This is a genomic window from Chryseobacterium sp. 3008163 (genome assembly GCF_003669035.1).
GTDB lineage: Bacteria > Bacteroidota > Bacteroidia > Flavobacteriales > Weeksellaceae > Chryseobacterium.
Genome location: NZ_CP033070.1, coordinates 926,457 through 952,944, shown reverse-complemented (window position 1 = coordinate 952,944; position 26,488 = coordinate 926,457). Strand labels below are relative to the sequence as shown.

The 26,488-nt window shown below is 34.4% G+C and carries 28 protein-coding genes and 2 pseudogenes; 11 read left to right on the top strand and 19 right to left on the bottom strand.

The window, feature by feature from the left end; all coding sequences use genetic code 11:
- The first annotated feature begins 120 nt into the window (after positions 1 to 120).
- Positions 121 to 594, top strand: coding sequence for a hypothetical protein (locus EAG08_RS04125; protein ID WP_129534352.1), 474 nt, complete (start codon positions 121 to 123; stop codon positions 592 to 594).
- A complete protein-coding gene (locus EAG08_RS04120) occupies positions 594 to 1,220 on the top strand; it encodes a hypothetical protein (RefSeq protein WP_129534351.1) in 627 nt (208 codons plus the stop codon). The genes EAG08_RS04125 and EAG08_RS04120 overlap by 1 nt, the downstream gene beginning before the upstream one ends.
- 85 nt (positions 1,221 to 1,305) lie before the next feature.
- Here EAG08_RS04120 and EAG08_RS04115 read toward each other — a convergent pair whose 3' ends face one another.
- The 5 genes from EAG08_RS04115 to EAG08_RS04100 all read right to left on the bottom strand — a co-directional run bounded on the left by EAG08_RS04115 (position 1,306) and on the right by EAG08_RS04100 (position 3,726).
- The gene (locus tag EAG08_RS04115; RefSeq protein WP_129534350.1) at positions 1,306 to 1,890 is read right to left on the bottom strand and encodes a hypothetical protein; all 585 of its coding nucleotides are present in this window, start codon (positions 1,888 to 1,890) and stop codon (positions 1,306 to 1,308) included.
- Between the two features lies 1 nt (position 1,891).
- Entirely contained in the window at positions 1,892 to 2,050 is a 159-nt protein-coding gene (locus tag EAG08_RS21270; protein ID WP_164998520.1) for a hypothetical protein, read from the bottom strand.
- A gap of 302 nt (positions 2,051 to 2,352) precedes the next feature.
- Positions 2,353 to 3,048, bottom strand: a complete 696-nt coding sequence (locus tag EAG08_RS04110) for a hypothetical protein (RefSeq protein ID WP_129534349.1) — start codon at positions 3,046 to 3,048, stop codon at positions 2,353 to 2,355.
- On the bottom strand, positions 3,032 to 3,367 hold the full coding sequence (locus tag EAG08_RS04105) for a hypothetical protein (RefSeq protein WP_129534348.1): 336 nt from the start codon (positions 3,365 to 3,367) through the stop codon (positions 3,032 to 3,034). Before EAG08_RS04105 ends, EAG08_RS04110 begins: the two co-directional genes overlap by 17 nt.
- Positions 3,368 to 3,528: 161 nt before the next feature.
- Positions 3,529 to 3,726 (bottom strand): hypothetical protein, encoded by a 198-nt coding sequence (locus EAG08_RS04100; RefSeq protein WP_129534347.1) that lies wholly within the window; start codon positions 3,724 to 3,726, stop codon positions 3,529 to 3,531.
- 141 nt (positions 3,727 to 3,867) lie between these two features.
- Here EAG08_RS04100 and EAG08_RS04095 point away from each other — a divergent pair, with 141 nt between their 5' ends.
- On the top strand, positions 3,868 to 4,056 hold the full coding sequence (locus EAG08_RS04095) for a hypothetical protein (RefSeq protein ID WP_129534346.1): 189 nt from the start codon (positions 3,868 to 3,870) through the stop codon (positions 4,054 to 4,056).
- 72 nt (positions 4,057 to 4,128) lie between these two features.
- On the opposite strand, the gene EAG08_RS04090 is transcribed toward EAG08_RS04095, so the two are convergent.
- From EAG08_RS04090 to EAG08_RS04045, 10 genes and pseudogenes are all read right to left on the bottom strand, one after another.
- Positions 4,129 to 4,377: a hypothetical protein gene (locus EAG08_RS04090; protein ID WP_129534345.1), complete on the bottom strand. Its 249-nt coding sequence runs from the start codon at positions 4,375 to 4,377 to the stop codon at positions 4,129 to 4,131.
- A 491-nt stretch (positions 4,378 to 4,868) separates the two neighbouring features.
- The gene (locus EAG08_RS04085) at positions 4,869 to 5,546 is read right to left on the bottom strand and encodes a GNAT family N-acetyltransferase (protein ID WP_129534344.1); all 678 of its coding nucleotides are present in this window, start codon (positions 5,544 to 5,546) and stop codon (positions 4,869 to 4,871) included.
- Positions 5,547 to 5,619: 73 nt separating this feature from the next.
- Positions 5,620 to 6,177 carry a ClbS/DfsB family four-helix bundle protein gene (locus tag EAG08_RS04080; protein ID WP_317126304.1) on the bottom strand — a complete coding sequence of 186 codons (558 nt, stop codon included), beginning with the start codon at positions 6,175 to 6,177 and terminating at the stop codon, positions 5,620 to 5,622.
- Positions 6,178 to 6,192: 15 nt separating this feature from the next.
- Positions 6,193 to 7,143 carry a heavy metal-binding domain-containing protein gene (locus tag EAG08_RS04075; RefSeq protein ID WP_228446762.1) on the bottom strand — a complete coding sequence of 317 codons (951 nt, stop codon included), beginning with the start codon at positions 7,141 to 7,143 and terminating at the stop codon, positions 6,193 to 6,195.
- Between the two features lie 9 nt (positions 7,144 to 7,152).
- Positions 7,153 to 7,371, bottom strand: a complete 219-nt coding sequence (locus EAG08_RS04070; RefSeq protein ID WP_129534342.1) for a heavy-metal-associated domain-containing protein — start codon at positions 7,369 to 7,371, stop codon at positions 7,153 to 7,155.
- Positions 7,372 to 7,523: 152 nt separating this feature from the next.
- Entirely contained in the window at positions 7,524 to 8,873 is a 1,350-nt protein-coding gene (locus EAG08_RS04065) for a TolC family protein (RefSeq protein ID WP_129534341.1), read from the bottom strand.
- 24 nt (positions 8,874 to 8,897) lie between these two features.
- Positions 8,898 to 12,001: pseudogene (locus tag EAG08_RS04060) on the bottom strand (efflux RND transporter permease subunit).
- A gap of 21 nt (positions 12,002 to 12,022) precedes the next feature.
- Entirely contained in the window at positions 12,023 to 13,093 is a 1,071-nt protein-coding gene (locus EAG08_RS04055; RefSeq protein WP_129534340.1) for an efflux RND transporter periplasmic adaptor subunit, read from the bottom strand.
- A gap of 300 nt (positions 13,094 to 13,393) precedes the next feature.
- Entirely contained in the window at positions 13,394 to 13,966 is a 573-nt protein-coding gene (locus EAG08_RS04050) for a helix-turn-helix domain-containing protein (protein WP_129534339.1), read from the bottom strand.
- Positions 13,967 to 14,128: 162 nt separating this feature from the next.
- Positions 14,129 to 14,377, bottom strand: coding sequence for a heavy-metal-associated domain-containing protein (locus tag EAG08_RS04045; RefSeq protein ID WP_129534338.1), 249 nt, complete (start codon positions 14,375 to 14,377; stop codon positions 14,129 to 14,131).
- Positions 14,378 to 14,586: 209 nt separating this feature from the next.
- Here EAG08_RS04045 and EAG08_RS21815 point away from each other — a divergent pair.
- From EAG08_RS21815 to EAG08_RS04020, 5 genes and pseudogenes are all read left to right on the top strand, one after another.
- Positions 14,587 to 14,721: pseudogene (locus EAG08_RS21815) on the top strand (Crp/Fnr family transcriptional regulator); the annotation flags it as partial.
- 169 nt (positions 14,722 to 14,890) lie between these two features.
- Positions 14,891 to 16,261 carry a hypothetical protein gene (locus EAG08_RS04035; RefSeq protein WP_129534337.1) on the top strand — a complete coding sequence of 457 codons (1,371 nt, stop codon included), beginning with the start codon at positions 14,891 to 14,893 and terminating at the stop codon, positions 16,259 to 16,261.
- A 112-nt stretch (positions 16,262 to 16,373) separates the two neighbouring features.
- Positions 16,374 to 17,507, top strand: a complete 1,134-nt coding sequence (locus EAG08_RS04030) for a hypothetical protein (protein ID WP_129534336.1) — start codon at positions 16,374 to 16,376, stop codon at positions 17,505 to 17,507.
- Between the two features lie 43 nt (positions 17,508 to 17,550).
- Complete coding sequence (locus EAG08_RS04025; RefSeq protein ID WP_185145178.1) at positions 17,551 to 17,880, top strand: LytR/AlgR family response regulator transcription factor; 330 nt, start codon at positions 17,551 to 17,553, stop codon at positions 17,878 to 17,880.
- Positions 17,881 to 17,971: 91 nt separating this feature from the next.
- Positions 17,972 to 18,484, top strand: a complete 513-nt coding sequence (locus EAG08_RS04020) for a hypothetical protein (RefSeq protein ID WP_228446761.1) — start codon at positions 17,972 to 17,974, stop codon at positions 18,482 to 18,484.
- Positions 18,485 to 18,619: 135 nt separating this feature from the next.
- Here the strand turns inward: EAG08_RS04020 and EAG08_RS04015 are convergent, their stop codons facing one another.
- Positions 18,620 to 21,037 carry a heavy metal translocating P-type ATPase gene (locus EAG08_RS04015; RefSeq protein ID WP_129534335.1) on the bottom strand — a complete coding sequence of 806 codons (2,418 nt, stop codon included), beginning with the start codon at positions 21,035 to 21,037 and terminating at the stop codon, positions 18,620 to 18,622.
- A 252-nt stretch (positions 21,038 to 21,289) separates the two neighbouring features.
- Here EAG08_RS04015 and EAG08_RS04010 point away from each other — a divergent pair, with 252 nt between their 5' ends.
- Entirely contained in the window at positions 21,290 to 21,931 is a 642-nt protein-coding gene (locus EAG08_RS04010) for a GNAT family N-acetyltransferase (RefSeq protein ID WP_129534334.1), read from the top strand.
- A 170-nt stretch (positions 21,932 to 22,101) separates the two neighbouring features.
- Here EAG08_RS04010 and EAG08_RS04005 read toward each other — a convergent pair whose 3' ends face one another.
- From EAG08_RS04005 to EAG08_RS03995, 3 genes are read right to left on the bottom strand one after another with little or no spacing between them, the layout of a single operon-like run.
- Positions 22,102 to 23,124: a serine hydrolase domain-containing protein gene (locus EAG08_RS04005; protein ID WP_129534333.1), complete on the bottom strand. Its 1,023-nt coding sequence runs from the start codon at positions 23,122 to 23,124 to the stop codon at positions 22,102 to 22,104.
- Position 23,125: 1 nt separating this feature from the next.
- Positions 23,126 to 23,689, bottom strand: coding sequence for a helix-turn-helix domain-containing protein (locus EAG08_RS04000; RefSeq protein ID WP_129534332.1), 564 nt, complete (start codon positions 23,687 to 23,689; stop codon positions 23,126 to 23,128).
- Positions 23,686 to 23,874 carry a hypothetical protein gene (locus EAG08_RS03995; RefSeq protein ID WP_129534331.1) on the bottom strand — a complete coding sequence of 63 codons (189 nt, stop codon included), beginning with the start codon at positions 23,872 to 23,874 and terminating at the stop codon, positions 23,686 to 23,688. The genes EAG08_RS04000 and EAG08_RS03995 overlap by 4 nt, the downstream gene beginning before the upstream one ends.
- Before the next feature lie 605 nt (positions 23,875 to 24,479).
- Here EAG08_RS03995 and EAG08_RS03990 point away from each other — a divergent pair.
- Positions 24,480 to 25,235, top strand: coding sequence for a helix-turn-helix domain-containing protein (locus EAG08_RS03990; RefSeq protein ID WP_228446760.1), 756 nt, complete (start codon positions 24,480 to 24,482; stop codon positions 25,233 to 25,235).
- Positions 25,236 to 25,553: 318 nt separating this feature from the next.
- On the top strand, positions 25,554 to 26,432 hold the full coding sequence (locus EAG08_RS03985; RefSeq protein ID WP_262696796.1) for a serine hydrolase domain-containing protein: 879 nt from the start codon (positions 25,554 to 25,556) through the stop codon (positions 26,430 to 26,432).
- Positions 26,433 to 26,488 lie beyond the last annotated feature (56 nt).

Here is a 26,488-nt window from a genome sequence, read left to right as displayed (position 1 = left end):
ATACTTGTTTGTGGTGTTGGGTTTTGTCAGAACCTCTTTCAACAAATGAAGTAATAGTTCCACGCTTTCTGCATTTATAAACCTTTCATTTTGGGACTAAGTGAAGTAAACTAATAACAAATGAAAAAGTTATTCATTCTATTTTTAATTTCAATTTCTTACGCATTTAATGCTCAATCAAAATCAGAACTATTTAATAATCTAAATTACTTTACTGTAAAGGAGGATATGCTTGAAAAAATAGAAGGAGGATTTATCTATAATGATAATCTAAATCTTGTAAAATATACAAACAAGCAAATATTAGGAAATGGAACAGTAAATTTTCAATCATTAGAATTTAATCCAGAAGATGTTATTCAAATAAATTCCAATGATGGATCTGATGGTTTTATTATGGCAGATATTATTCTTAATAAACAAATTCCTGTCGAAATTTATTACAAAGAGAATGGATTAACTAAACCAGAAACTCAACACAGATATATATTCACAGCTTTTTTCTATGGAACAAATAAGGATAAAGCAAGCAATATTTTCAAATCAATGACAAAATTATTTCCTAATAGTAAAATAAAAACAGATCTTAAATAATGAAAAAACTAATCACCTTAATTGCAATCTCATTTGCAACATTTTTCACCGCTCAAAAACAGATATTCGAAGCTGATAATTTAAAACAAGTAATTACGAAACATAAGAAAGTTGCTATTCTACCTTTTAACATAGCGATTACTCATAGAAAGCAGAACGAAGCACTTAATGCAGAATTTAATAGACAACAGGAGGAAACAATGTCAAATAGTATTCAAACTAGTATGTACACGTTTATGTTGCGAAGAAGAAAAGATTACACTGTTGAATTTCAAGATGTAGAGAAAACTAATATTCTACTAAAAAGAGCGGGAGTTTTCGATAAAATGAATGATTTAACCAAGGATGAAATAGCGAAAATTCTTGATGTAGATGCAGTGATAAGTGGAAAATTTGAAAACGAGCAAACGAGAACCGACAAGCAGGCACGAAATAATGTGATGTGGTTAGGGACAGGCGGTAAAACAGGATCAGGAACTCTTACTATGGTTTTGAATGATGGAACATCCGGAGAAATGGTGTGGAGGTTTTACAAAACAATGGATGATAACTATAGAAAAGGAACTGACGATCTTATTGAAAGTATGATGCGAAAGTTATCACGAAATTTCCCTTATCAAAAATAAAATGAGTCCAATTTAATAAGCAGACTCATAAGAATTCTAATCGGTTTAAAAACGACCTATGTAAATTTAATAATTATTTTCAAGTCTACTCAGGAATATGTATATCATCATAACAGTCCACAATAACAGTTTTTATTTTAGCTATTATTTTAAGTGCTGCGGTTTGGAAAACTTTATCATCTTGTGTTTCCAGATACTTTGATGCAGCATCTTCTATATTTACCATTGCAATTCCGCTGTTTTCAGGTATATCGAGTAAAATATATTGATTGTCTTTAAAAAGATTAAAGATGTGCCTTTTATACATTTTGAACCTTATAGTGTCTTGAGGGTCTTCTATCTTTTTTCCAGAGATTGATCTTGCACCAATTGCTACAAAGGAACATTGTGGATATTGTTCTATTAATTTAGGTAAAACCTGAGTACATGTCCACATTATCTTAAAAGGTTCATCTGTTCTTGTTTGAAGCGAATACTTGTTTTTACTAAAGCGATGTGACTTGCAAAAGAATTTTACAGCAAAAAAATTACCTTCGTGATATGTAGCCTCAATAACATAAATAAGCTTACTTTTATCTGATCGGAAATAATATTCGTATGTATTTTTAACAGAATGTCCAGCTTTTACAGCTGGACATGTTCTTTCATTGTATATTTTATAACCTTCCATTTTACCAGGAAAGAGATACTTTCGTTACTTCACGTGTGATAGGGTTGTACACGTTTACTTTATTAGCTTCTGATAGCTTAATATGTCTAGCCTTTTCAATAGTTGGCCAGCCTTTTCGGTCACCCTTATCCCTTGTAGGTTTTGATTGTTTTGTCGACATATTCATTTAGTTTTTTGATTGTGTGATTTGTTATGAATGATAATATTATTTCTTTATTACAAAAAATATGCTAAGTTTTTATTTGTAATAATTCCAAACAACATCATTTTCATTGTGTAAATATATATAATCCCACTATATTATGATTCATCCACACAATGATTTTTATCCTATAATGTAATTTGTAATTATTCTAAATAGAGATGTATGATTATTTTTTATCAAAACTAAGGGCTGCTAGCGACAAAAATTGACGTATTAAAATAAAAGTTCCCACTCGGAGTAGATAAGATTTACTGACCTTACTTTCGGTTCAGATCAATTGTCCAAGATTTACTTTTAGAATCATATTTCATGTTTTTTCTAAAGACATTTAATAAAATTTTTCCAGAATCAACTTTTTTCATGTTTTGAATATTTTTTGTTAAATCTTTAATGTCATCCAATTGTCTTTTACTGTTTAAATCTTCATAGTATCTATAATTGTCTTCGTAAAATTTAGAATTATCTTTATAATAAGCTTCATTGCTTTTAGCTGATTTTAACAATGTATTACACAACTCTAAATCTGATTTTGCTAAGCTTAATTCAGCTTCAGTTTTTAACAATTTGGTTTCTAAAGAATCATTACCCTTAATCAAATCACTGTAAGTTATCAGTTTTCCATTTAATTTCCTATATTTAATATAATTATCTTTTTCATTCAGATTTAACAAACTGTCTTTTAACGCAATCTTCTCGTCTACAAAATAACTTCTAAATTTGCTACTACTAACTGAAAATATTGTTACAATTATACAAATGAAAGTTACTGTAGATAAAAACAAAAGCATTAATCTTATTCCTCTCAGCGCTTGTTTAAGCTCTGAAATGTTTTTTGCAATTATAGTTGCATTATTTGAAACACTGCCTTCAGGGTATGTCTTCAAGAATTCGGCTAAATTTGCTATTTCATCCAAGTAGTATGAAAATGTTTTTTCGCTATTTTTTTCTGCCATTTTTTAGACTATCTCTAGTATTTATTAATATTATTGTAATGCGGTTCATTTCCACTTTATGATCTGATCTTTCTGTTTCGAACTGAATTTTTTGTAAATTCAGTTCGCTTTTCAGGTCATTATACTGCCTTTCTAAAATAACTATTTCTCTATCTTTTATGAAACTTGAAGAAAAGTATCCACCGGTATAACCGAGCACTAAAATGCTTGAAAACAATCCCAATCGCCCATATTTAGTATCTAATGATTGGAAAAATGCCAACCAATTAATTCTATTTGGTTGTGGATTTCCAGGATTGATTTCGCTCTCGTTAGCCATAATAATATGGCACCAAAAATACACATAAAATGATATACTAACTAAAATATAAATCAGATTCGGCTTTTCTAGGTCCCACTAAACCTCTTAGTTTTACGCCTTGACCAATAATGTACTTATTTTCAAACCAATCTTTAATAATGTCTTTCTATGATTTTTATTTACAGGATTAACGGCAAACAATGCCTTTTGTATTTATTCCAATTAGGATCATAACCCAAAAGCAATTGCTCTGTTGGCGGATTAACCGAAACTAAAAAACGTTGTACAGGATTTTGCCTGTCAAACATAGTCCAAAATCCACGAGTTTTTAATTCTTCAAGCAATTCTTCGTTCGTAATCTTTTTTAAATCTGCCATAGCTTTATTTTTTAAACGAAGTTACGGCAGATTTTGTTTTTTGAGGAGTTGCTAACATCTTAAAAAAAATTTTCTTATTAAATTCATTTTCACTATCTTTATGTATGAGCAGAAACGGTTTTGCTCAGTAAAAATTGTTATATGGTTAAAATTATTTTCGATTACATTGGTGAAAAATCAATTAATAACTCAGGAGCAAGTGTTTCATATGAAATTGCTAAAGAAAAATTTGGTCTATCTCCTGAAGAATTTCAAGAGATTGCTAAAAATTACAGCCATAGATATGATATGAAATTTAAAATTACTAAAGACGGAATCAACTTCAACTAACCAAAATATAAAAGAGGACTAAGCAATTAATCCTCTTTTATATTTTTTACCTTTGTGTAAACTAGTATATACTTACCTAAACAAATATCTGTGACTTGCTTCTTTTAGGTCTGTATCTTTTGGCACTGGAATTCCTTGTTGCATTATTGAGTCATTTTCATTTGGAACAAAAACCGGCAGGTCATGTCTTTCTATCAAAACACCTGTCACTTTAGCACTTTTAGTTTCTTTTTCAGTATAAAATCCGTCGGGCCAACTATGCATTTCGTCCATCCAAATTCGTTGTCCGTTTTCTAATATCAATGCTGCTCCTAGCTTCATATTCACTGTTTTGCCAAATTCTTTCCAAGGAGTTGTTTTATTTCGTCATTCTTCGGATTATCAGTTTGATTCGTGGTTGAACAAGCAAAAATCCAAAATATTTGGAGAAGCAAAAATCCTCTTGTGATATATTTCATTGTACGTTTTTTTTTAAAATATCTGCTAACACCCAAATATCCGAAAGTTTTTCAAAACATACAATATAGATCAACCTATCAACGACTTATGTTTTTTATATTTGCAGACATTCAAAGTACGAAACCTGAATTCAATTGCTATTTTTACTTCATCTGTGGAACTAATAGCAATTTTTCACTCTTGTTGTCGTAATTCATTATACTTTGTTGTAGAGTTATCTTTAATAAACAACATAGAAATTCAAAAGAAAACCCCGCGACAAAACGCAGGGTTGATTTTATCCGGATTACTCGGCTCAGATTTTACTATTAAATCTGTCGTAACTAATGACCTTGGCTGTTGATGTGTCATTTCTATTTTGTAATAAAATTCCAAAAACTGATTTCCCTTCTGGTTTGAAAACCTAGCTTTTCATATAATTTTATGGCTCCGATATTGGTGTTGGCAACGTGTAAATACGGGATTTTTTGTTCGTCGAAAATTTTGTCGCTTGCAAATTTTATCAACTGTTTTGCATAGCCTTTTCCTGTGAAATCGGGGTGTGTAACGATAGCACTTAGTTCGGTATATGCATCCATTTTCATTCGTTCGCCAGTTACCGCAACTAGCTTATCATCCTTATAGATGCCAAAATAATTGCCTAAATCTGATGTTTTGTTTTTAAAATAACCAGGTTGAACCAAATTCACAAGGTTAAATAAATCAGCCTTATGAATTGCTGTTTGAAGTTCAACGATGCGCTCCTTTATTTCCAGGTCAATTTGTGTATCAAGAACCATCTGATTGCAGACCAGTTCGTTGTTCAGCCGAACTGTATCATTATTATTTGGTTGGTCACCTACTACGAAAAAATTGTTCGTTAACGAAGCATATTCTCCAATTCCGGTTGCGGTTTTGTCTGAATTTAAAAAGCCTCCGAAAGGACAGTAATCAGGATGATAAAACTTGATGCCATCAAACTCTACCGCAAAATCTTTATGGGTTTCGTTCAAAGAATGCCAGGTTGGATTGTCTAATTTATTGATTTCCATTTTTTTTATACTTTTATTTGATGGGTCGCAATCTGGAAAGAAAAGAAGTTGTTACTAATCTTTGCTAGTATTATTATTTTATGTTTTGTCCCTTTTTCCATTTACGAATTCTTCCTCTTGCGTTGGTGTAAGGCGAAGCCGTATTGAATTGTATCATTCTTCCCAAAGTCCATTTTTCGTACCAGCTTACTTCGTAAAGTTCCTTATTCGATTTGTTTTCTATCAATTCTAAAATCTGTTCAACGTTTTTGTTCAATTTTTCAGTTAAAATATTGAAGTCATCATCTTTATAATCTACATAGAATTTTTGGGCAAGTTTTCCAAGTTCGTTCCATTTGTAACCTGTTTCTGGAAAATCAACAATTTCTTTATTATCTATCTTCTTGTTCCATTTCAAAACCAATTCTCCCCAACCGATAAGATAGGAAACCAAATTATTGATGCTCATTAATGTTCCTTTAGAATGCCCTTCCAATTCTTGAAGGCTGGTCATATCGTAAGGAATTGTAGATAATTCTTTATCTAATTTGGAAAAATTCTCAACAATCGTTTTTTGTAATTCTTCTTTATTGGTTGGAACAGCCATTTTTATAATTCTATTGGATAAATTTGCGATTGCTCTATTCAACATCCAAAATTAAACTTTTTAGTGTTGATGTGCATGCGACTTTTCTTCGTTTTCGCCTTTTTTTCCTTCGGTAACATCAACTGTAAAATCTGCTGTATGCACTTTTCCATCTATTTTAAACTGTGCCCACATTCTGTAAATTCCAGCCTTTTCGATTTGTGTCTGTGCAAAAACTGGAAAACGGCTGTCTGATACCGGATGAATATGCAGAAATTCTTTGCCAACTTTGCCAATCATTACGATATGGGCAGAAGCGCCTAAATATTGCTGCAAATCCTTTTCGATTAATTTCTTTCCGTCTTTTTCGATGGAAATTTCCAGGTGCTGTGTTTTGTTGGTTTTAAAGTCGCTTCCATTAAGAAGGGTTGCGGTAAATCCATCAACTTTTGAGATATACTTAGTCGAAATATCATTATTAACCGGGTTGCTTTTTCCCTGCACATCAATTTCCTGCTTGTTCAAAGTTTGTTCACCACCGCTCGGTTTAAAATCAGAAAACAGCAGATACTTTCCACCAGTCGGGAATGTTTCCGTAATCGCATACGCATCGTCTTTCTGCTCTTCCGGATGGATGTGGCGAAACCAGTTTAAATCTTCACTTACCACCATTAAATGTAATTTCATCTCGTGTGAAATATCAAGTGGTACTATTTTTTCGTTTTGCTTAACAGCAAGTGTCAATTGAGTTGGTTTTCCAGCTTCCACATTTTGTGGAGAAGTAGTTAACTGCACCTCATACGCAACTGTATTTTCAGCATTAACTGCTTTCAAATCCATTCCACATTTAGTGCATTTTTCTCCTTGTTTTCCGGTTACTTCCGGGTGCATCGGGCAAGCGTAAACGCTTTCTTTGTCTGTGTGCTCGTGAGTTGTCATATCTTTATTTTTTTTATTTTCCACATTGTTACAGGCCGATAAAGTAACTAAGCAAACCGTTACGCCCAACAATGTATTGATTACCTTTTTCATCTTTTTAAACTATTTTATGGGTTCAATTTTGAAACCTGCTTTTTGAACTGCTTCTATCACTTTTTGTTCAGTAATTCCTTCAGATTTCAAGGTGAGGATTTTTTCTCTATTCGCAGTGTCCACTTCCCATTGTCCGATACCTTCGGCATCATTTAAGAAAGGGGTTACTTTTGCTACGCAGCTGCTGCAATTGATATTTGTCTTGAATTGTAAATTCGTATTTTCCATTTTTATTTATTTTAAATTATTTATTGATACAAAGTTGAGCCAAATAACACGATTTCTTTTGCGGTTTTTGGGGTTTGATTTGTAAGATTTACTGATTGAAATTTCTTTGAGCAAATTGTTTATTCCATCCATTTTAAATTATTGATGAGTAATTAGAGATTTAACAGCCCAAGTGCATTTTGCAGTTCTACGTGGAGCATTCGCAGGTTATATACAGCATTCAGATAGTTAATCTTGGCTTGTGTCAATGCCAATTCTGCATCTGTCAACTCTAGCCTTGAACCTAAGCCGTTTTTGAAACGGTCTTCCATCATGTGGTGGTTCAGTTCCGCCGATTGTACGGTGGTTTCCTGAATGTCCATTTGGGTATTGGCTTCTTTCCATTTGCTTATAATGGTGGCCAGTTCCGTTTTAACCTTGTCTTTTAAATCGTTTAACCGTATATCTTCTTGCTCTGTTTTAATTTTTGCCTGACTGATTTGAGATTTGGTACGATATCCGTTAAAAATTGGTACGGTCAATTGCAAACCCAGAAAGGAAGTTCTTGGTAAAGAATATTCCCCAAACTTCATATCATCTGCCTGTGCCTGTACCTGATATTGCCCAACCAGAGAGAGCTGCGGCAACAACATGGCTTGCGTGGCTTTTAATTTTTTTTGCTGAAGGTCAATAGACAATTTTTGAATGTTCAAATCTTTTCTATTGGTTTCCGCAATTTTGAATGCCTCATCAACTTGGTAAAACTCGCTTTTGTTGGCTTCAATACCCAGCTCAAGGTCATCGGTCAATTCTAATGCAGATACATCATCCAATCCAATCAATCTTTTTAATTCAATACCCGAAACCTCAATATTGTTTTTTAAATAAGAAATAGAAGATTTTAAATTTTCTACGGCAATAAAGCTCCTTAGCGTATCCGCTTTTAAGCCTTTTCCTTGCGCCAATAAGGCTCGCGAATCTTGCAATGCCTTGATATTGCGTTGCAGACTTTGGTCTAGTAAACCCAATTGGCTGTTCATCATCAATATATCCAGATAGCGGGTTGAAACCTGAAGGGCAACCTGACTTTTCAGGTCGGCGGTCTTTTCAATTTCTATTTTTTCATTGATTTTTGAAGCCTTTGTTAACTGATTTGCAGCTGGTGAAAAAATGGGTTGATAGAGTGATACAAACCCATTATAGATATTTTTTCCGCCAACGGCGATGTCCTGCACCGGCTTATTGGTGCCTGCAAACGAACCCGGCATAAATATAACCTGCCTGTCGAAATAATAGGAATAGCCGAGGTTTGCCGAAATAGTTGGCAGTAAGGCACCTTTGGTTTCACGGGTTTTTTCTTTGGCGTTAATTTCTTCCAAAACTTGCACCTGCAATGCCTTGTTTCCCTGCTTCGCCATTTCCAATGCATCGGTAAGGGACAGCGTTTTTTTCTGTGCATACAATATATTTACGCTGCTAATAAAGAGCAGCATCGTAACTATATATGAGATATTCTTTTTCATTTTTTTCTTTTTTGAGATTTAAAATCATACTACTTCTGCCGGTCTGTTTTCTTCCTCTGTATCTTCTTCTACAATTACTCTCTCCGCTTTTTTGCTTGATAAATAAGAATAAACTGCTGGGATGATGAACAAGGTTAGTATTCCGGAGAAGGCTAATCCACCTACAATCACAATCCCTAAAGACTGACGGCTGTTAACCGTAAGGGCAATAGGTAATGCTCCGAATATCATCGCCAAAGAGGTCATCAAAATAGGACGGAAACGTTGCTCGGCTGCCTGTATGGCTGCTTCCCGTTTTGAAAGTCCAGTGTTTTTAAGGTGGTTAGCAAATTCAACGATAAGGATACCGTTTTTGGTTATTAACCCAATCAGGGTAATTATCCCAATTTGGCTGAACACATTTAAACTTTGACCAAACCACGAAAGACTGAGAATAGCACCGGTTATAGCCATCGGCACGGTAAGCATAATGGTCAATGGGTCACGTAAGTTGCCAAACTGTGCGGCCAAAATCATATAAATAAGTACCAGTGCCAGAATAAGCGTAAAGGTGATATTGCCCTGGCTCTCTGTATAATCTCTAGACTGACCAGCTAAAGATGCTTTAAACGTTTCACCCAAAACTTCTTTTTTTATTTTTTCGATTTCCTGTATGCCTTCGGCAAGGCTCACTCCTGGTGCCATGGCTGCCGATACGGTGGCAGAAGTGTATTGGTCGTATCGGTAAATAGCGGCAGGACTTACGGCTTCTTCGGTTGTAATCAGATTGCTCAATGGTATCATTTCGCCTGTTGCCGAACGGACGTAGATTGCACTCAAGTCACTTTTATCATTTCTATGTGCTTTATCTAATTGCCCGATTACTTCATATTGACGGTCGTTGCGTAAGAAATATCCGTAACGCTGCCCGGAGAAGGAGAGTTGTAAAGTGTGCGCTACTTCTTCCATAGACACACCCATTAAGGCGGCTTTCTGACGGTCGATATTTATTTTTACTTCGGGTTTATTAATCTTTAAATCGGCATCTATAAACATCAGTTTTTTGCTTTGTCGTGCCGCAGCTAGGAACTTTGGAAGCACCGCTGTCAGACTGTCGAGGTTTTGCGACTGCAATACAAACTGTATCGGCATACCACCACCATATCGGCTTCCAATAGTTGGTGGCAGATAAGGAAACAGAAGAAATCCTCTGAATTGCCCAGATGCAGCGCCATATTGGTTATACAAATCCTGAACGCTGTGCTTTCTTTCTTTAGGGTCTTTGAGATAGATACTTTGCACCGCTACATTCACGGGTGCTGGAGCGGGAATAAAAGAAATAGCGACCATTGAATAGGTTTGATACAGCCCATCGGTGGAGTCGTTCACATATTTCCCGACTTCGGTCATGTGCTTTTTCATATAATCGAACGAAACACCTTCTGGGGCAACAGCGATGAGGTTCATGTTTGAACGGTCTTCAACAGGCGCTAATTCTGATGGAAGTCCTTTTCCTACAAAATAGATGAGTGCAGTAGTTCCGACCAAAAATACCCAGGCTAACCATCTGGCTTTCATAAATGCGGTAAGCAAACGGGCATAGCCATTATTTAAACGCACGAAAAACGGCTCAGTAACCCGATAAAACCAACTCGGTTTTGCTTTTTCTTTAGAAAATAAGCACTCAACATCGGTGTCAATGTCAAAGCCACCAAAGCCGAAATCAGCACCGAACCCGATACTACGATTGCGAATTCCTTGAAAAGCTGTCCACTAATTCCACCCATGAAAACAATAGGAAGAAAAACTGCCGCCAACGTAATGGTAGTGGAGATAACGGCAAAATAAATTTCTTTGGAACCTTTAAACGCAGCCTGTATGGGCGTCATCCCTTCTTCTATCTTTTTATAAATATTTTCAAGTACAACGATGGCATCATCTACCACCAGTCCGATGGCAAGCACTAATCCCAACAGCGTTAAAATATTGATGGAAAAACCAGCCACATACATGATGAAAAATGCGGAAATGATGGATACCGGAATAGCCAATACAGGAATGATGGTTGAGCGCCAATCCCTCAGAAATAGAAAAATAATCAATACTACCAATCCGAAAGCTATGAACAGGGTTTCTTCTACCTCTTTGATAGATTCGCGTACAGAACTGGTATAGTCGAAACCAACAATCAAACGGTATTCAGACGGAACTTCCTTGCGCAATTGTTCTAAGCGCTTGTAAAATTCATCTACCACTTCAATGGCATTTGCACCCCTTTGAATTTGAATGGCAACACCAATTCCGATACGGTTTAACCCGCCAGTTTCGTTGATGATGGCGGTGCGTTCGTTTTCTTCGCCCAATTCGGCTGAGCCAATGTCTTTAAGACGAATTACCGAACTGCCCACTTGCTTGATGAGCATTTCTTCAAAATCATTTACCGAAGTAAGGCGGCCCATTGTACGGATGCTTAACTCGCTGTTGCTTCCTTCTATCCGACCAGCAGGCAAATCAATATTTTCCCTCGTTAAGGCTTTGCGAATGTCTGCAGGAGTCAATTGATAAGCGGCAAGTTTTGCGGGGTCAAAGCGAAGGCGCATGGCGTATTTGTGTTCGCCTACAATTGCTACATTGCTAATTCCGGGGATTGATTGCATTTTGTCTTTGATGACAGTAGAGGCGAGGTGACTTACTTCTTTGATGTCTTTGGTGTCACTTTCTACCTCAAGGAATGCTACCAGATTGTCTGGTGAAGACGCCTTTTGCACAATTGGCGGATCTACATCGCCAGGAAGTTGTTTACGGGATTTGGCCACTTTGTCCCTCACATCATTCAATGCATCTTCCAAATCCACTTCACGGTTAAACTCTACCGAGATAATACTTACCTGTTCCCTGGATTCAGAAGAAATGGTACGTATTCCGTTTGCTTCGGCAATAGATTCTTCCATTGGCCGGGTAAGCTTAGATGCAATCACATCTGGGCTTGCACCGGGATAGAACGTAATGACCGAAATAACGGGCGGTTCTGTTAAGGGAAATTCGCGAACGCCTAATTGTTTCCATCCTACTATTCCCAAAATAATAAGCAGGAGTGAAAATACCCCGGCTAACACCGGTTTTTTTATACTTAAAGATGATATACTCATAATGCTAAGATTTGAAATGAATTATTTAGACACGACAGCTTTTACAGGCATTCCATCTCCTAAGCGCAACATATTTGAAACAATAATGCTATCGCCGGTGGCAATGCCAGAGGTAATGACCGCATCTGTTTCTGTCCTTTTACTAATGGTCACTTCCGCAGGTTTTGCTACGCCATTTTTAATGATGAAAACAGTGTAACCTTTTGCGCCGGGAGCCAGCGCTTCGGTTGGAACCAATATTCCTTTTGCACCTTTATCGGTAGCATTGAAATATACTTTTGCTGAAAGTCCTGGCCTAAACTGACCACCCGTATTATTTGCTAATGCCTGCACCTGCAAGCTTCTGCCTTGAGCATCAAGTCCCGGTTCGGTGGCATTGATGGTTGCTACATACTCCTCGCCAGATAACTCGGAAGTAAACCGTACTTTATCTCCCATTTTTATTAAAGGCAGGTATTTTTCCGGAACAGAGAAATTGATTTTGATGTTGCTTTGGTCTTGCAACATTACCAGTACTGCACCAGGCGTAACATAAGCACCAAGATGTACTTTTGAAATCCCGATTTTTCCTGAAAATGGCGCTCGGATTACCGTTTTGGCAAGTTCGACACGAAGCAAATCCTGCTGTGCAACTAAGGAACGGAAACGTGTAAAAGCTTCATCATATTCCTGCTGTCTTACGGTTTCAGTTTTCAAGAGGTTACTCATCCGCTCTTTGTTGAGTTTTGCCAACTCCAGTTCCGCACCAACCTGTTTTAAACGGGATTTGATATCGGCGTCATTCAATGTGTACAATACAGCGCCTTGGGTAACGTAACCGCCATCTTTAAAGGCAACTTTAGTTATCTTTTGAGGAATTTCGCTGACGATGGATACTTCTCTATTAGACATCATCGTACCCACAATAGCTTCTTCATGATTGAGCAATTTTTCCTGAGCAATGATAATATCTACCGGCAATTTGCTGGCATCTGCGTTAGTGGTTGCCGTTTTTTTCGACGTTTTTTCTGACTTGTTCTCACAGGCAATCAATAAGATGCCCATTAACGGAATTAAAATTCCTAACCTTAGTCTTGTAGAATTGTATAACATGATCTTGTGTTTAATGATTTTGTATAACATGTTGCTGTGCTTAATGATGTAACAAACGATTAATTTTAAAGGACAAAGGTATTGGTGGAAGTTGCCGTATTTTTGATATTATTACGGGTAAGAGTTGTGAAATTTACGCCTTGCTATTTACGGCTTTTAAGTAGTATAGTATTGTTATTAAAGTACTTATAAAAAAGAATCCCTGTTCCTTTTGGTGAACAGGGATTGGCAAGTTGATTTGTGTTCCGGTAGTTTCAGGAAATCGGACTACAAAGAATTTTAGGTGTTACTGGCAATTTTTCATGTGATTATTTCTGTTGTAATAGCCAGCTTATCACGTCTAATCTTTTTATAGTGGGAAGAGGTAAAACCCGTGTATTTTTTCAACTGATTGGATAGGTACGCCAGACTGCTGTAACCTAAGGCATAAGCAATATCAGACAGCGATTGGTCTGTATAGACTAAAAGCTCTATTACTTTCTCTATCTTCTTTGAGATAATGAATTTTTCGAGCGTTAGTCCTTCTAAAGATGAAAATAAGGCACTCAGCGAATCATATTCTTTATACAGTTCATTGCTGATAAATGCCGAAAATTTAACAGGCTTGCCAGTATGCAGTTGTTGATCAATCCCTTTTTCAACTGCAGTTTTAATCAATTCGATTATCTTTTTATCTTTACTGTATAACAAATCGAATCCGTTCTTTTGGAGCATGGCTTTGATGATGTCTTCTTCAACAGTAATTTCATCCGTTTCTTTTAGAATTACCACCCCTAAGCGTATTTCGGAAATTTCCAAACCGAGCTTAGGAAATTCTTCCGACAGAAAATAGATGCACCTGTTGCATACCATTCCTTTAATTAATAGTTTCATAGGTTAAATTGTGTGCCTTATTTCTGATTCGTTAGGTCTTGAATTTCCTTGTATCATTTCCTGCTTTAAAGATTGAGATTAAATTTTTCAGCAAGATCATTGTGTATTTAAAATTTAAGGGATGCAACTTATTGTTGGTACGGCATCCCTTAAATTAAGCTTTTAGTTCGTACAGCATCCGCTAGAAGGGCTTGGATCTTTTTCACTATCATCACCTTCTACTTTGTAGCCAGCTTTTTCAATAGTTTCGACCAATGCTTCTTTTATTTTGTCACTTTCGACAGAAACGAATAATTTTCCAGCCTCTAATTTTTCTACTTTTATACCTTCAATAGCTACGATTGCGCCATTTACTCTTGCTTGGCAATGTGCACTTTGCATACTGGGAATGCTCAATTCTACATTTTTCATTTTAAATAAATTTTTGTACTACAAAGTTCCGCACTGTTCTGCGCTTATTTTTTACGCTATTCCTTATTTGATTTGTGATATTTACTGATTGGCGTGATGGTATTTGGCGTTGGGACAGGAATTTAGAAGTGGTTTATTTTTGACACCATCCACTTTTTGACCTATATCAATCTTTATGTTTTTTTGTTTGGACAATTTTGCATCATCAATTAAATGCAACGGAACGATATAAAAAATTGTTGGACATAAACCCAAAGATCGTTCAACGTTTGCCAAACAAAATCGTAGCGACTTATCTCAATATTTCACAAGAAACATTAAGCAGACTGAAATCAAAACGTTAGATTTGTAGCGTAATGAAATTCGGCAGATAAAGGGGTTTGGTAATGGTGGGGAGAAACTGCAAGGCTCAATGGTAGGAATTCTATTGAACCTTTGTGTTAAAAATTCGCCACATCGCCAAGCCGAAAAACGTTAGGCGATATTGCCAAAAACCCGTAATAGACAGAAATAATGAAGTATAAAATTTTACTGACACTTTTATTATTGACTACATTTGCATTCGGACAGAATGTAAAATTTAACATCAAATATTCCGAACAATTGGCTGTTTTTGTTTTTATGCAAAATATTTCTGAAAATTACCGTGGAAATGTTTTCAAAACTGAATTTCAAAAATCTAAATACAATACGGAACATTATAAAAATATCCTCTCAAAGTTTGACAAATTAACCATCGACTATAGTTATGCTTTTGACGAATTTCCATATGGTTCAAAAATCCCAATGCAAACAAGAGATATTTTGAAAAAAAATCTAATAGAAACAACTACATTAAATGATTTTAAACTTCGTTCTATTGGTATCGTTCCTAACAAAACTTTGAGCGACCTGACAGAAATGATTTCAACATTTACGCCAATTTATAATGAATTAATTTATAATCCAAACAAAATACAATTTGAGAAACAACTAGTTGAAATTTCAAAATATTCAAAAGAGCATAAAATTGAAGATTTTTTTGAAACAGGTTTGTTGTTTTATAATTCCACTTGGAACAATTCTATTCCTTTTGAAATCGCATTTTACCCTTTACCAAATTCTCAAAGTTTTACAGCACAAGCATTTTACAATAATTTTATCAGTGCCATTCAAACTAATCTGAAAGATTATAAGAACTTATTTAGTGTTATGCTTCACGAAACATTTCACATCATTTATGACGAACAACCTCTTGGGGTGAAAAATGATATTGACAAATATTTCAAAGAAAACAAATCAAAAAACAGCAATTATTCATATCAAATTTTGAATGAAGTTTTAGCAACAGCATTAGGTAATGGATACGTTTATGAAAAATTAGATGGGAAAATTGACTCAAACGATTGGTATTACCATCAATATATTGATTTATTGGCACGAAAAATCTATCCTTTAGTAACAGATTATATTTCCCAAAAGAAGCCGATGGATAGAAGTTTCATTGATAATTACATTAAAATTTATGACGGAAATTTTCCGAATTGGATAAATGAACTTGAAAATGTTATGGCTTACAGGTACGTGATTTCAGAAAATCAAGATGACTTTAATTCAATTAGAAAAATATTTTGGTATCGTTCAAGTGAAGATAATGACACAGAAATTACCGAAAACAGCATAGAAAAAATGCGAAAGACACCTTTGACAAAGGTAATTATTGTTTCAAAAAATAATAAAGAAAAACTAAGCCTTATAAAAAAGAAATTTGCTCAACTGAAAAATTGGAATTTTGAAGCTGACAAAGATTTTAGTTATAAAATACTATTAGAAGACAAAAGCCAGCTGATAATATTAAATCAAAAAAAATCAACAATTGAAGCACTTATCAAAACAGTAGAATAAAAAATACATTGCCTAATAGCTTGTAACCGCAATCACAGAGAGAAGTCAATCCGCTTTGATCCTCGACTGACGGTTACTGGCGAAACGTTATACTTTACTATAATAATACAAAATGAAAAAAACAATATTCTTACTTCTTACATTATTCATTACAAATTTTAACTATGCTCAAAATATATTACTTGACAGTTTAGTTCAAAAGAATGGTTTTCCTTTCCAAATTGATAAAAACATTTCATTTCAAGGAAAAGGATGGGATGTTTTACTAAACGAAATAAAACAATCTAATTCTGTTTTGTTGGGAGAAACTCATTTTACAAATGAAATTCCTTATTTTACAAATGCTGTTACCAATGAGGTTCATTTTGACAACTATTTTCTTGAAGTTGATCCTTATTCAGTAGATATAATCGAAACAAAAATTAAATCTCTATCTCCTGAACAACTTAATTTATTTGTTAAAGAATACAGTACAAACTTTTCTTTTTTGGAGTATGAACCTGAATTTGCTTTGTTTAAGAATTTAGTTAAACATAATACCAAAGTGTATGGTGCCGAACAAATTAGCATTTTTGCAGATCAAATGATAATTTCAACTTTAAAAGAAACTTCGAAAAATAAAAAAGTGATTGAGATCTATGAGCAAATGCTTCATAATTCCAAACTAGTTGCATCTAAAGAGGGTTTGGAAAAATACTACCTATTATCCGAAGATTGCCTTCAAAAAATAGATTCGTTATTGAAGTTAAAACTTTCTGAAAAAGAGCGAAAACAAATTGAAGACTTAAAGTTAAGCAGAGAGATTTATGTTAATAGAAATCATCCTTTAAGGATTCAACTGCTGAAAAATATCTTGCTAACCCAAATGTCCGATTGGAAAAACAAAAAAAATCTTTTCAAATTTGGTGCAGTTCATGTACCAAGAGGTGAAACCATCTTAACAAAAACCGATATATACGATATTGGCAGCTTAATCTCTAATATCGAAGAAGCAAATTTTAGGAAATCATTACATATAATGCTCATTGGAAAAGGAGACAAAGATGATGATATTAGTTTTAAATCTTTTCTAAATGTGGCAAAAGACGATCAATGGTACTGTTTTGATTTAAGACCTTTAAAGAAATCTATTCTACAAAACAAGCTAAAAGTAGATGATATTTACTTATCGAGAGTTATAAAGGGTTATGATTACCTTATTTATATTCCGAAAGTAACTAAAAGTAAAGATATCTCGATAGAATAACAACGAGCAATCGCCGTTTGGCAATTTTAACAGACTGACCAAAATGATAAATCAACAAAATTTCACTTTTATAAAAACTGACAAAAAATTAATCAAATTAAGTTTTGAGGACATTTTATTTATAAAAGGATTGGGAAATTATGTTGAAATATTTGTTAAAAACAACAAAAAGTATGTTTACTACAAAACCTTAAAACACCTGATTGACAAATTGCCTGATGAATTTATGAGGGTTCATAATTCTAACATCGTGAATTTGAAAAATGTGGACTATATAGAAGATAATCATTTAATAATTGGTGAACATAAAATCACAATTGCAAAAAGCTACAAAGATTGTCTATTAAATAGTATTGACAAATTACTACTCTAAATAAGAAATTTGACAAATGACATAAAAACTTAAATGAAGTAAATAACTTATTTTTTAGGAAAAAATTATCTGAGTTGCTTTGTAAAAAAAGATGAAACAAATTTTATTTTACTTAACAACAATGGTATTTATGACAACAGCAAATTTAAAAGCACAGAACAAATCATTTGCAAATGATGTAAAAACAATTGACGCATTAATGAAAGCAAGTTATGAAGTTGTTTCAGGCGAAAAAGGTGCAAAAAGACAATGGGAAAGAGATAATTATTTGCACCATCAAAAAGCAGTTTATTCTTATTTTGACAGAGAAAAACAAGAACAAGTAAGTATGACCTTGCAAGAATTTCATAAAAAAACTGATGAAATGGTTTTTAAAACAGCCTTTTACGAAAACGAAGTTAATCGCGAAGTTAGAGTTTTTGGTAATATTGCACACGTTTGGAGTACATATGAAACGAGATTAGAAAAGAATGGTAAAGTTGAAAGAAGAGGAATAAATAGCATTCAATTGATTTTTGAAAATAATCGCTGGTACATTATTTCTTGGACATTTTGTGGCGAAACGGACAAAAATATAATTCCGAAAACATTTGACAAAAATTGAATAACTGCCACCAACATGGGTTTTGCAATAGCAGGACGAAACGCAAAAGTTCAATCCCGAAGTTTTGGGATTGAACTTTTGTACAAAACTGAATATTTAAACTTCTATTCTCGCCACTTCACAAAATCCCACATTTTATTTTTCCCACTTCAATCTCAAACTATTGCTCACCACACTTACGCTACTCAAAGCCATTGCAGCTCCGGCTATCATTGGGTTTAACAAGAAACCGTTGATTGGGTACAATATTCCCGCAGCTAAGGGAATGCCTATCAGGTTGTAAATAAACGCCCAAAAGAGGTTTTGCTTAATGGTTGCCACCGTTTGTTTTGATAAACGTATTGCCTGCGGTATCTTGGTAAGGTCTGATGAGATGATGGTCATTTTGGCTACATCCATGGCGATATCACTTCCTTTTCCCATTGCAATACTCACATCAGCTGTTGCCAGGGCGGTACTGTCATTAATACCGTCGCCTACCATGGCTACTACTTTGCCTTGTTGCTGCAATTCTTTTACAAAATCGGCTTTATGCTGTGGCAATACTTCGGCTTTGTAATGCAGGATACCTGTTTGCTCGGCAATTGCTTTAGCTGTGGTTTCATTGTCGCCGGTTAACATATATAATTCGATGCCCATTTCTTGCATTTCTTTAATTGCTTGAACCGATGTTTCTTTGATTTTATCGGATATAGCGATAACAGAAAGTGCCTCTTTGCTGTTTGCAAACCAAATGACCGTTTTAGACTGTTTACCCCATTCATCGGCCTGATTTTGCAATTGTTCTGCAATCACAATATTGTTTTCAACCAAGAGTTTTTTGTTTCCTACAAAATAGGTTTCGTTATCGTGTTCTGCTTTAGCACCTTTACCCGTGATACTGTCGAAGTTGGATAAAGGTGTGGTAGCAACGCCTTCCAAATGTTTCACTACGGCTTCAGCTAATGGATGCTCTGATTGTTTTTCGATGCTCAGTAAAATAGTTTTTGTTGTATTATCATTGTTCAGCCATTGAATGCTTGTTACTTCAGGTCTTCCTTGCGTTATTGTTCCGGTTTTATCCAAAACAATTGCATTCACTTTCTTGGCTAATTCAAGGCTTTCGGCATCTTTAATTAAAATACCATTTTCTGCACCTTTACCAACTCCGACCATAATTGCCGTTGGTGTAGCCAGTCCCAATGCACAAGGGCAAGCAATTACCAATACCGTAACGGCTGCTAATAATCCTTGCACCAAACCATTTTCGCCACCTAAAATAATCCACAAAACAAAAGTAAGAATGGCAATACTAATCACCACCGGAACGAAAATTCCTGCAATTTTATCCACCAATTTTTGAACGGGAGCTTTACTGCCTTGTGCGTCCTGCACCATTTTAATGATTTGCGCAAGCATGGTTTCCTTGCCCACTTTCACCGCTTTAAATTGAAAACTTCCTTTTTGATTAATGGTTCCGGCAAATACTTTTTCGTTTTCTGTTTTTAGTACTGGAACGGGTTCGCCGCTCAGCATACTTTCGTCTACATACGAATTACCGGAAGTAACCATTCCGTCGACCGCAATTTTTTCGCCGGGTTTTACCAGGATTATATCATCTACATTTACGGCTTCAATAGCGGTTTGTTTTTCGCTTCCGTCCGGTGCTATTACCATTACCGTTTTAGGTTGCAAGCCCATCAGTTTTTTAATGGCAGTAGAGGTGTTTCCTTTGGCTTTTTCTTCCAATAATTTACCTAAAAGGATAAAGGCGATGACCACTGCAGCCGCTTCAAAATAGACGTGTGCATGCAGTCCTCTCTGGTGCCAGAAATCCATAAAAAGCATATTAAATACGCTGAATAGATACGCAATTCCTGTACTCAAAGCGACCAAAGTGTCCATATTGGCAGAACGGTGTTTGGCCTGTTTCCATGCATTGATGAAGAAATCTTTACCCAGCCAAAGTACCACGGGGGTGGAAAAGAACCACATAATTTCGTTACCATAGGGCATATCCATAAAAAACATACCGATGGTTACAACGGGTAATGACAATATAACCGCCCAAATAGTTTTGTTTTTTAACTTCTTGAATTTTTCGACATGGATGGTCTCCAGGGACTGCTGTTGCTTTGCTTCTTCAACGATGAGCAGGTCATAACCAACGCCCTGAACGGCTTCTTGTAGTTTGGTGGCGTCTGTCATATTGGGAAGATACTCAACGGTTAGATTTCCTGTCGCATAGTTGACAGAAGCGTCAATCACACCTGGTTCATACTTTACGATACTTTCTGCACTGCCTGCACAAGACGCACAAGTCATCCCCAAAACCGGGAAAGAATTTTTTACGGTTGGAATACCATAACCCAAGTCTTTAATAGCTGCAACGGCTTTGCCAACTGTTTCAGTATCTTTAACGGTAATGGCTGCTCTGCGGTTGTTGATTTCTACTTTCTGGGTTTCAACACCATCAACCTTTGCCAATCCTTTTTCAACGATTAATGCACAATGTTCGCTTTCTACATCTTCTAAAGGAATGTAAACGGTTTCTCTATTGTTATTTGTAGCCATAATTTCTATTGCTTTATTTGCAATACAAAATTGGCGACAATACTGAGAATAATTATTGTGGAATTATGGAATTGATTTGTAATATTTACTAAACTGGCTTAATGGTTTGCGGTTGAAGTTTTCTTAAATCACTTTAAAAGAGGTTGTTTTTTTATAAATTATTTTGAGAATTATTCTGAAATGAGAGTTGTGAAACGGTTATCCTTGTTGTCGGAAGTTTTTATATTTTAGCTTTTTTAATTTTTATTTTAAATGGGAAATCCGATTTCTAAAGATATCATTGCGAAATGGCTTACAGCCTGGTCTTTGTCTAGAAAATTATCGTTACCAATGCAGTACAAGTCAGGCTTTAAAGTTGATGTTGGTTTCGAAAATCAGAAAAGCCGTTATGTTTTTACAGAACTTAACGAAGATTTTATCCAATTATCAAAAGAAATTGATGAGCCATGGGTTTTTCTAAAGGTCTGTGCTTCAACAAAGGAAATTGAGGGCAAAGTTTCAGATAAATGGAAAATTCAACCCCAAGGTTATATGATGTGTTGTTTTCATAAAATGGATATTTTAAGTACCCAATTAGATAAGGAGTATAAATTAGAGTTTGAAAATTATAACTCAACTGTAATTGTTAGAATTGTTACGAAAAATGATGAACTAGCCTCAGAAGGTCGGGTTATTATTGTGGCTGATTTAGCAGTTTACGACAGAATAAAAACTGAAAATAACCATAAAAGAAAAGGTCTTGCAACTTTTTTGATGAAAGAATTAGAGAATATTGCTTTATCAAAAGGAGTTTTCAAAAATTTTTTGGTGGCAACAGAAGAAGGCAAATCACTATATGAAACTTTAGGTTGGGAATTGTATTGTCTTTATACTTCAGCTGTATTGATAGACTAATAATTATTCTTTTTCTTCATGAAATTTAGGCAAACCCAAGACATTTTAAATAATAGTATGAAATTTTATATTGTTGTGCATTGAGTAATCATTTAAATTGATTTTTGGTTAAGCAACGCAAAGAGCTGATAATAAAGGGGGTTTTTGAAAAATTCTCATTAACAATGCCCTTATTTCTTCATAGTTTCCCTCATCTCATCCAGAAAATCATTAACAGAAAATGCATCTCCTTGATTGGTCAAAACAATTAAAGTAATATCATTCTCTAGGTCTCTCCAAAATAAACTTCTAAACCCATTTAATCCACCTGTGTGCATGGCAATTCTTTCCGGGCTTTTTGATATAAACCAGCCAAAACCATATTCGCCACTATTTCCATTGCTTAATATCGGCTGTTGGTACATTAATTCAGTATTTGCTTTGTTAATTAATACGCCTTCTCTTAAAGCTTTGTCTAATTTGTACAAATCTTCAACTGTAGAATAAACCCCTCCGTCTCCGGTTGTTAATTGCCTATAGTCATCAAGATACTTGTCTTTATCAAACCCAATGGCTTTAGGTACAGTCTGAACCGTTGTTTCCTTAAAAACAAAAGTACGCTCCATTTTTAGGGGTTGAAAAATATTTTCCTTTAAAAACAGGTCAAGCGGTTTACCCGATATCGTTTCAATAATTTTGGCTAAAATAATATAACCACTATTGCTGTATTCATATTTGCTTCCCGGTGTAAAATTTAAGGTTGACTGTGTATTTAACCAATTCAATACCTGCTCATTTGTCAAATTTTTATCGTCTAAAATACCTTCATAATCTTTAATTCCGGATGTATGTGTAAGCAGTTGCTTGATGGTAACATTTTTTGCATATTCCGGTAGTTCTTGAATGTACTTACCCGCACTGTCATTGTAATTTAAAAGGTTGTTTTGTTGCAATAACATGATGCCAATCGCCGTAATAGGCTTGGCCAAGGAAGCGATATAAAACGAGGTTTGTTTTTGAAAGAGGATTTTGCGGTCGAAGTCACTGTATCCTAAAATAGTATCACAAATAATAACGTTGTTTTTTGCCAACAATACAGCGCCATTTAGCTTTCCTTTTTGATAATATTCTATTACAACATCTTTTTCAGATTGCTTACAAGATAACAATAGCAACAGTATTAGGATATTTATGCAAACAGATGCTTTTGTCATTTTATACTTCGTCTAATGGTTTGCGTTTGTCTTCCTTTATTTGTTTGAAATGACTTGGTGTCAATCCGGTAGTTTTTTTGAATTGATTGCTGAGGTAGGCAACACTCGAATAATTAAGCTGAAACGCGATTTCACTCAATGACAGTTCATCATAAACCAATAATTCTTTTACTCTTTCAATCTTCTGGGCGATAAAATATTTTTCTATTGTGGTACTCTCAACCTCAGAAAATAGATTAGAAAGATAATTGTAGTCGTGGTTGAGTTTTTCACTCAAGATATCAGATAGATTGGTTTTTGCGTCATTATCCTTATGATGTACTAAATCAATAATAACATTTTTGATTTGCTCTATCATCCTGCTTTTTTTATCATCAATCATTTCAAAACCCAATACTGATAAGGCTTCTGCTAAATTCTGCTTCTCTTCGATAGTCGGCTCTTTTTCAAAAACCACTTCGCCAAGCTTTATGCTTATTGCAGACAAATCAAGCTTATCCAATTCATTTTGAACCACCATTATACAACGGTTGCAGACCATATTTTTTATAAAAAGTGTTGTCATAATTTCTTCGGATAACAGATTTGTAAAAGTACAATTATTAAGTTTGTTAGTTGAGAAGATTTGTTTTCGATTTGCTTCATCAGAACATCAATTTTCGCTGAACTGTCACCAAACTGTTCTTCGTATTTTAATAACGCCGGAGCATTACAGATTAAAATGATTGACTGAATATATGTAATAACCATTTGGAAATGTGTGTTATAAAATTAAATAAAAGTCTTTGAAAAGCAGTACCCCGCTCGATAGACATGCTGGAATATATTTTTGATTAAAAAAAACTAAAGTAAAGTCAATCTAATTTTTATATTTGCACGTTTTGGATCTTAAAAGACTGCTGGAGTTTCAATAAAAATTTAAAAATAAAATAACCATATACAAAGAAGAGTAAGGAATGGATAAAATCAATTTATTAATTATTGTAAATATAGTCTCTTTATTCATTTCACTGTTTCTGGCATTTTTCCTGATTACACTTAAAACAAAGTACAAAACAAGTAATTCTCTGTTTGCTGTTTTTCTACTGTTAAATGCAATAGATATTAGTGAGCCTTTATTTAACATGATGGCTGATGGCCCGTCTAACCTGGGAATGTTTAGGACCACATTCGCTTTCCTGCAAATTCCTGTTTTTTATCTCTATATAATATCAGTCTGTTACTCTGATTTTAAGTTAAAGCCAAAATATTTACTACATCTGCTCCCATTTTTAATTGTTAATTTGGTTTTACTGCCACGTTTTTATACTGTAGATGACGCATCGAAAATGAGTTTTATTCAGAATCGTCAAAATATGATAGAGTTCCAGTTCATTCATATTTTAATCCATCTTCAGATCGTTTTATACATCATTGCTGTTTTTAGAGTACTAAGAAAATCAAAGAAACTGTATCTTGAAAACTATGCGGGGAAAAACATCAGTTCCTATAATTGGCTATTCCAGTTTACCATTGTATTGACCATTTTATATACGGTAGCTCTTTTAAAAAATATTTTAAAATTTTCTGATTATCCACACATTTCAGAATGGATCAAGATCGGACTTTTAGTATCTTCTCTCTTTATCTTTTGTTGGTATCTCTTCAAAGCATTAAATAATCCAGATCTTTTTAGAAATATTGATTCAAAACTAAAGCTTGTTTCTGAGCTTGTTTCAGAAGAGAAAAGCTGTGAACAATCAACCATAGATGAAAGCGAATACAAGGAAGAACTTTTGAAATTAAAAAAATACATGGTTGAGAAAAAACCTTACCTTAACTCTTCGCTCACCATTCAGGATGTTTCCAGTGATATTGAAATTCCAGTGCGGGATTTATCTCTTTTAATCAATCATCAAATAGGGCAACATTTTTACGATTTTGTGAATACTTATCGTATAGAAAATGCCATGGAAATTTTAAAAGATGCTTCAAAAAGTAAGGTAACTATTCTTGAAATTCTGTATGAAGTCGGTTTTAATTCAAAATCTTCTTTTAATACCGCTTTTAAAAAACACACGGGTAATACACCAACTAGCTATCGTAAGGATTTAAAAATCAGTAGTTTGTAATTACTCGTACTCTTTTCTGTAAGGATTCGTACTTATTTTTTTGCATAAATGTGATTGAATACTTTTATTCGGTCGCATAATTTTGTTTTCTCTCACATCTTTGTATCGAAATAATTTTTAACATAAAAAAAACGATACAATGAAAACTTCATTAAAACTTTTAGCAGGACTATTATTTATAAGCAGTTTTTCTTTTGGACAAAACATGACCAAAAAGATTGATTCCATCATAAGCGATAATTATAAAAAAATCCTGAGGTAGGAATTAGTGTTGGCTTTATCAATAGCAATGAAGAATATTATACAGCCTATGGTAATTTGAATGCAGAAAGCCAAACAAAAATTAATAAAAACTCGATATTCGAAATTGCATCAATCACTAAAATTATGACTTCAAATTTAATTGCCCAGGCAGTTTTGGATCATAAAATAAAGTTAGATGATTATGTAGACGGATTCCTCCCTAAAGAATATGTATTACAGCAGAATCTTAGGAACAAAATTAAAATTTCGGATCTGGCATCACATCAGTCTGGTTTACCTGATATCGATTTTGCGAAATTGATAGAACAGGATCCGCAGCAGCCTGTAAATAGCGTGACTGCAGAAACATTGGCTGCTATAATCAATAATTGCAGTGAACTGAAAGATTATGGTAAATATCGTTATTCTACGATTGGATATACTTTACTGGGGCAAATATTGGAGAAAGTGTATGGTAAGAGCTATGATGAAATTATCAGAGCTAAAATAATAAAGCCGTTACATATGACCCATACGTTAACTAAGGACTTTAATGTAAAAAATATAACCACGGCTCACAATCCCAATGGTGGCATTCAGGAATTTTTCAAATGGAACATTACCGCATCTGCTGGATTAGTAAAATCTAATGCTTCCGATATGGTAACATATTTAAAAGCAGTACTGAATAAAGAAACAACAGTAGGTAAAGCTGCTATCATCACGGAAAAAATCACGTATAAAGATGAAAAAAGAGAAATGGGATTAGGACTGAATATCGTAACTGATGACAAAAATACAATTTATATGAAATCAGGAGATTCTATGGGACAGTCTTCCATCATCTGCTACAACAGAAATAAAAAGTGGGGTATTATCATCCTTCTTGACCAGAGAAACTCAAAAATGAGACAGGATCTGTTGAATAAAATTTATGATACAGTCTTGAAATAGACAGGCCACAAACAAAAATGGTTGGGCTAAAGAATGTGAAAGTATCTTTTGGATCT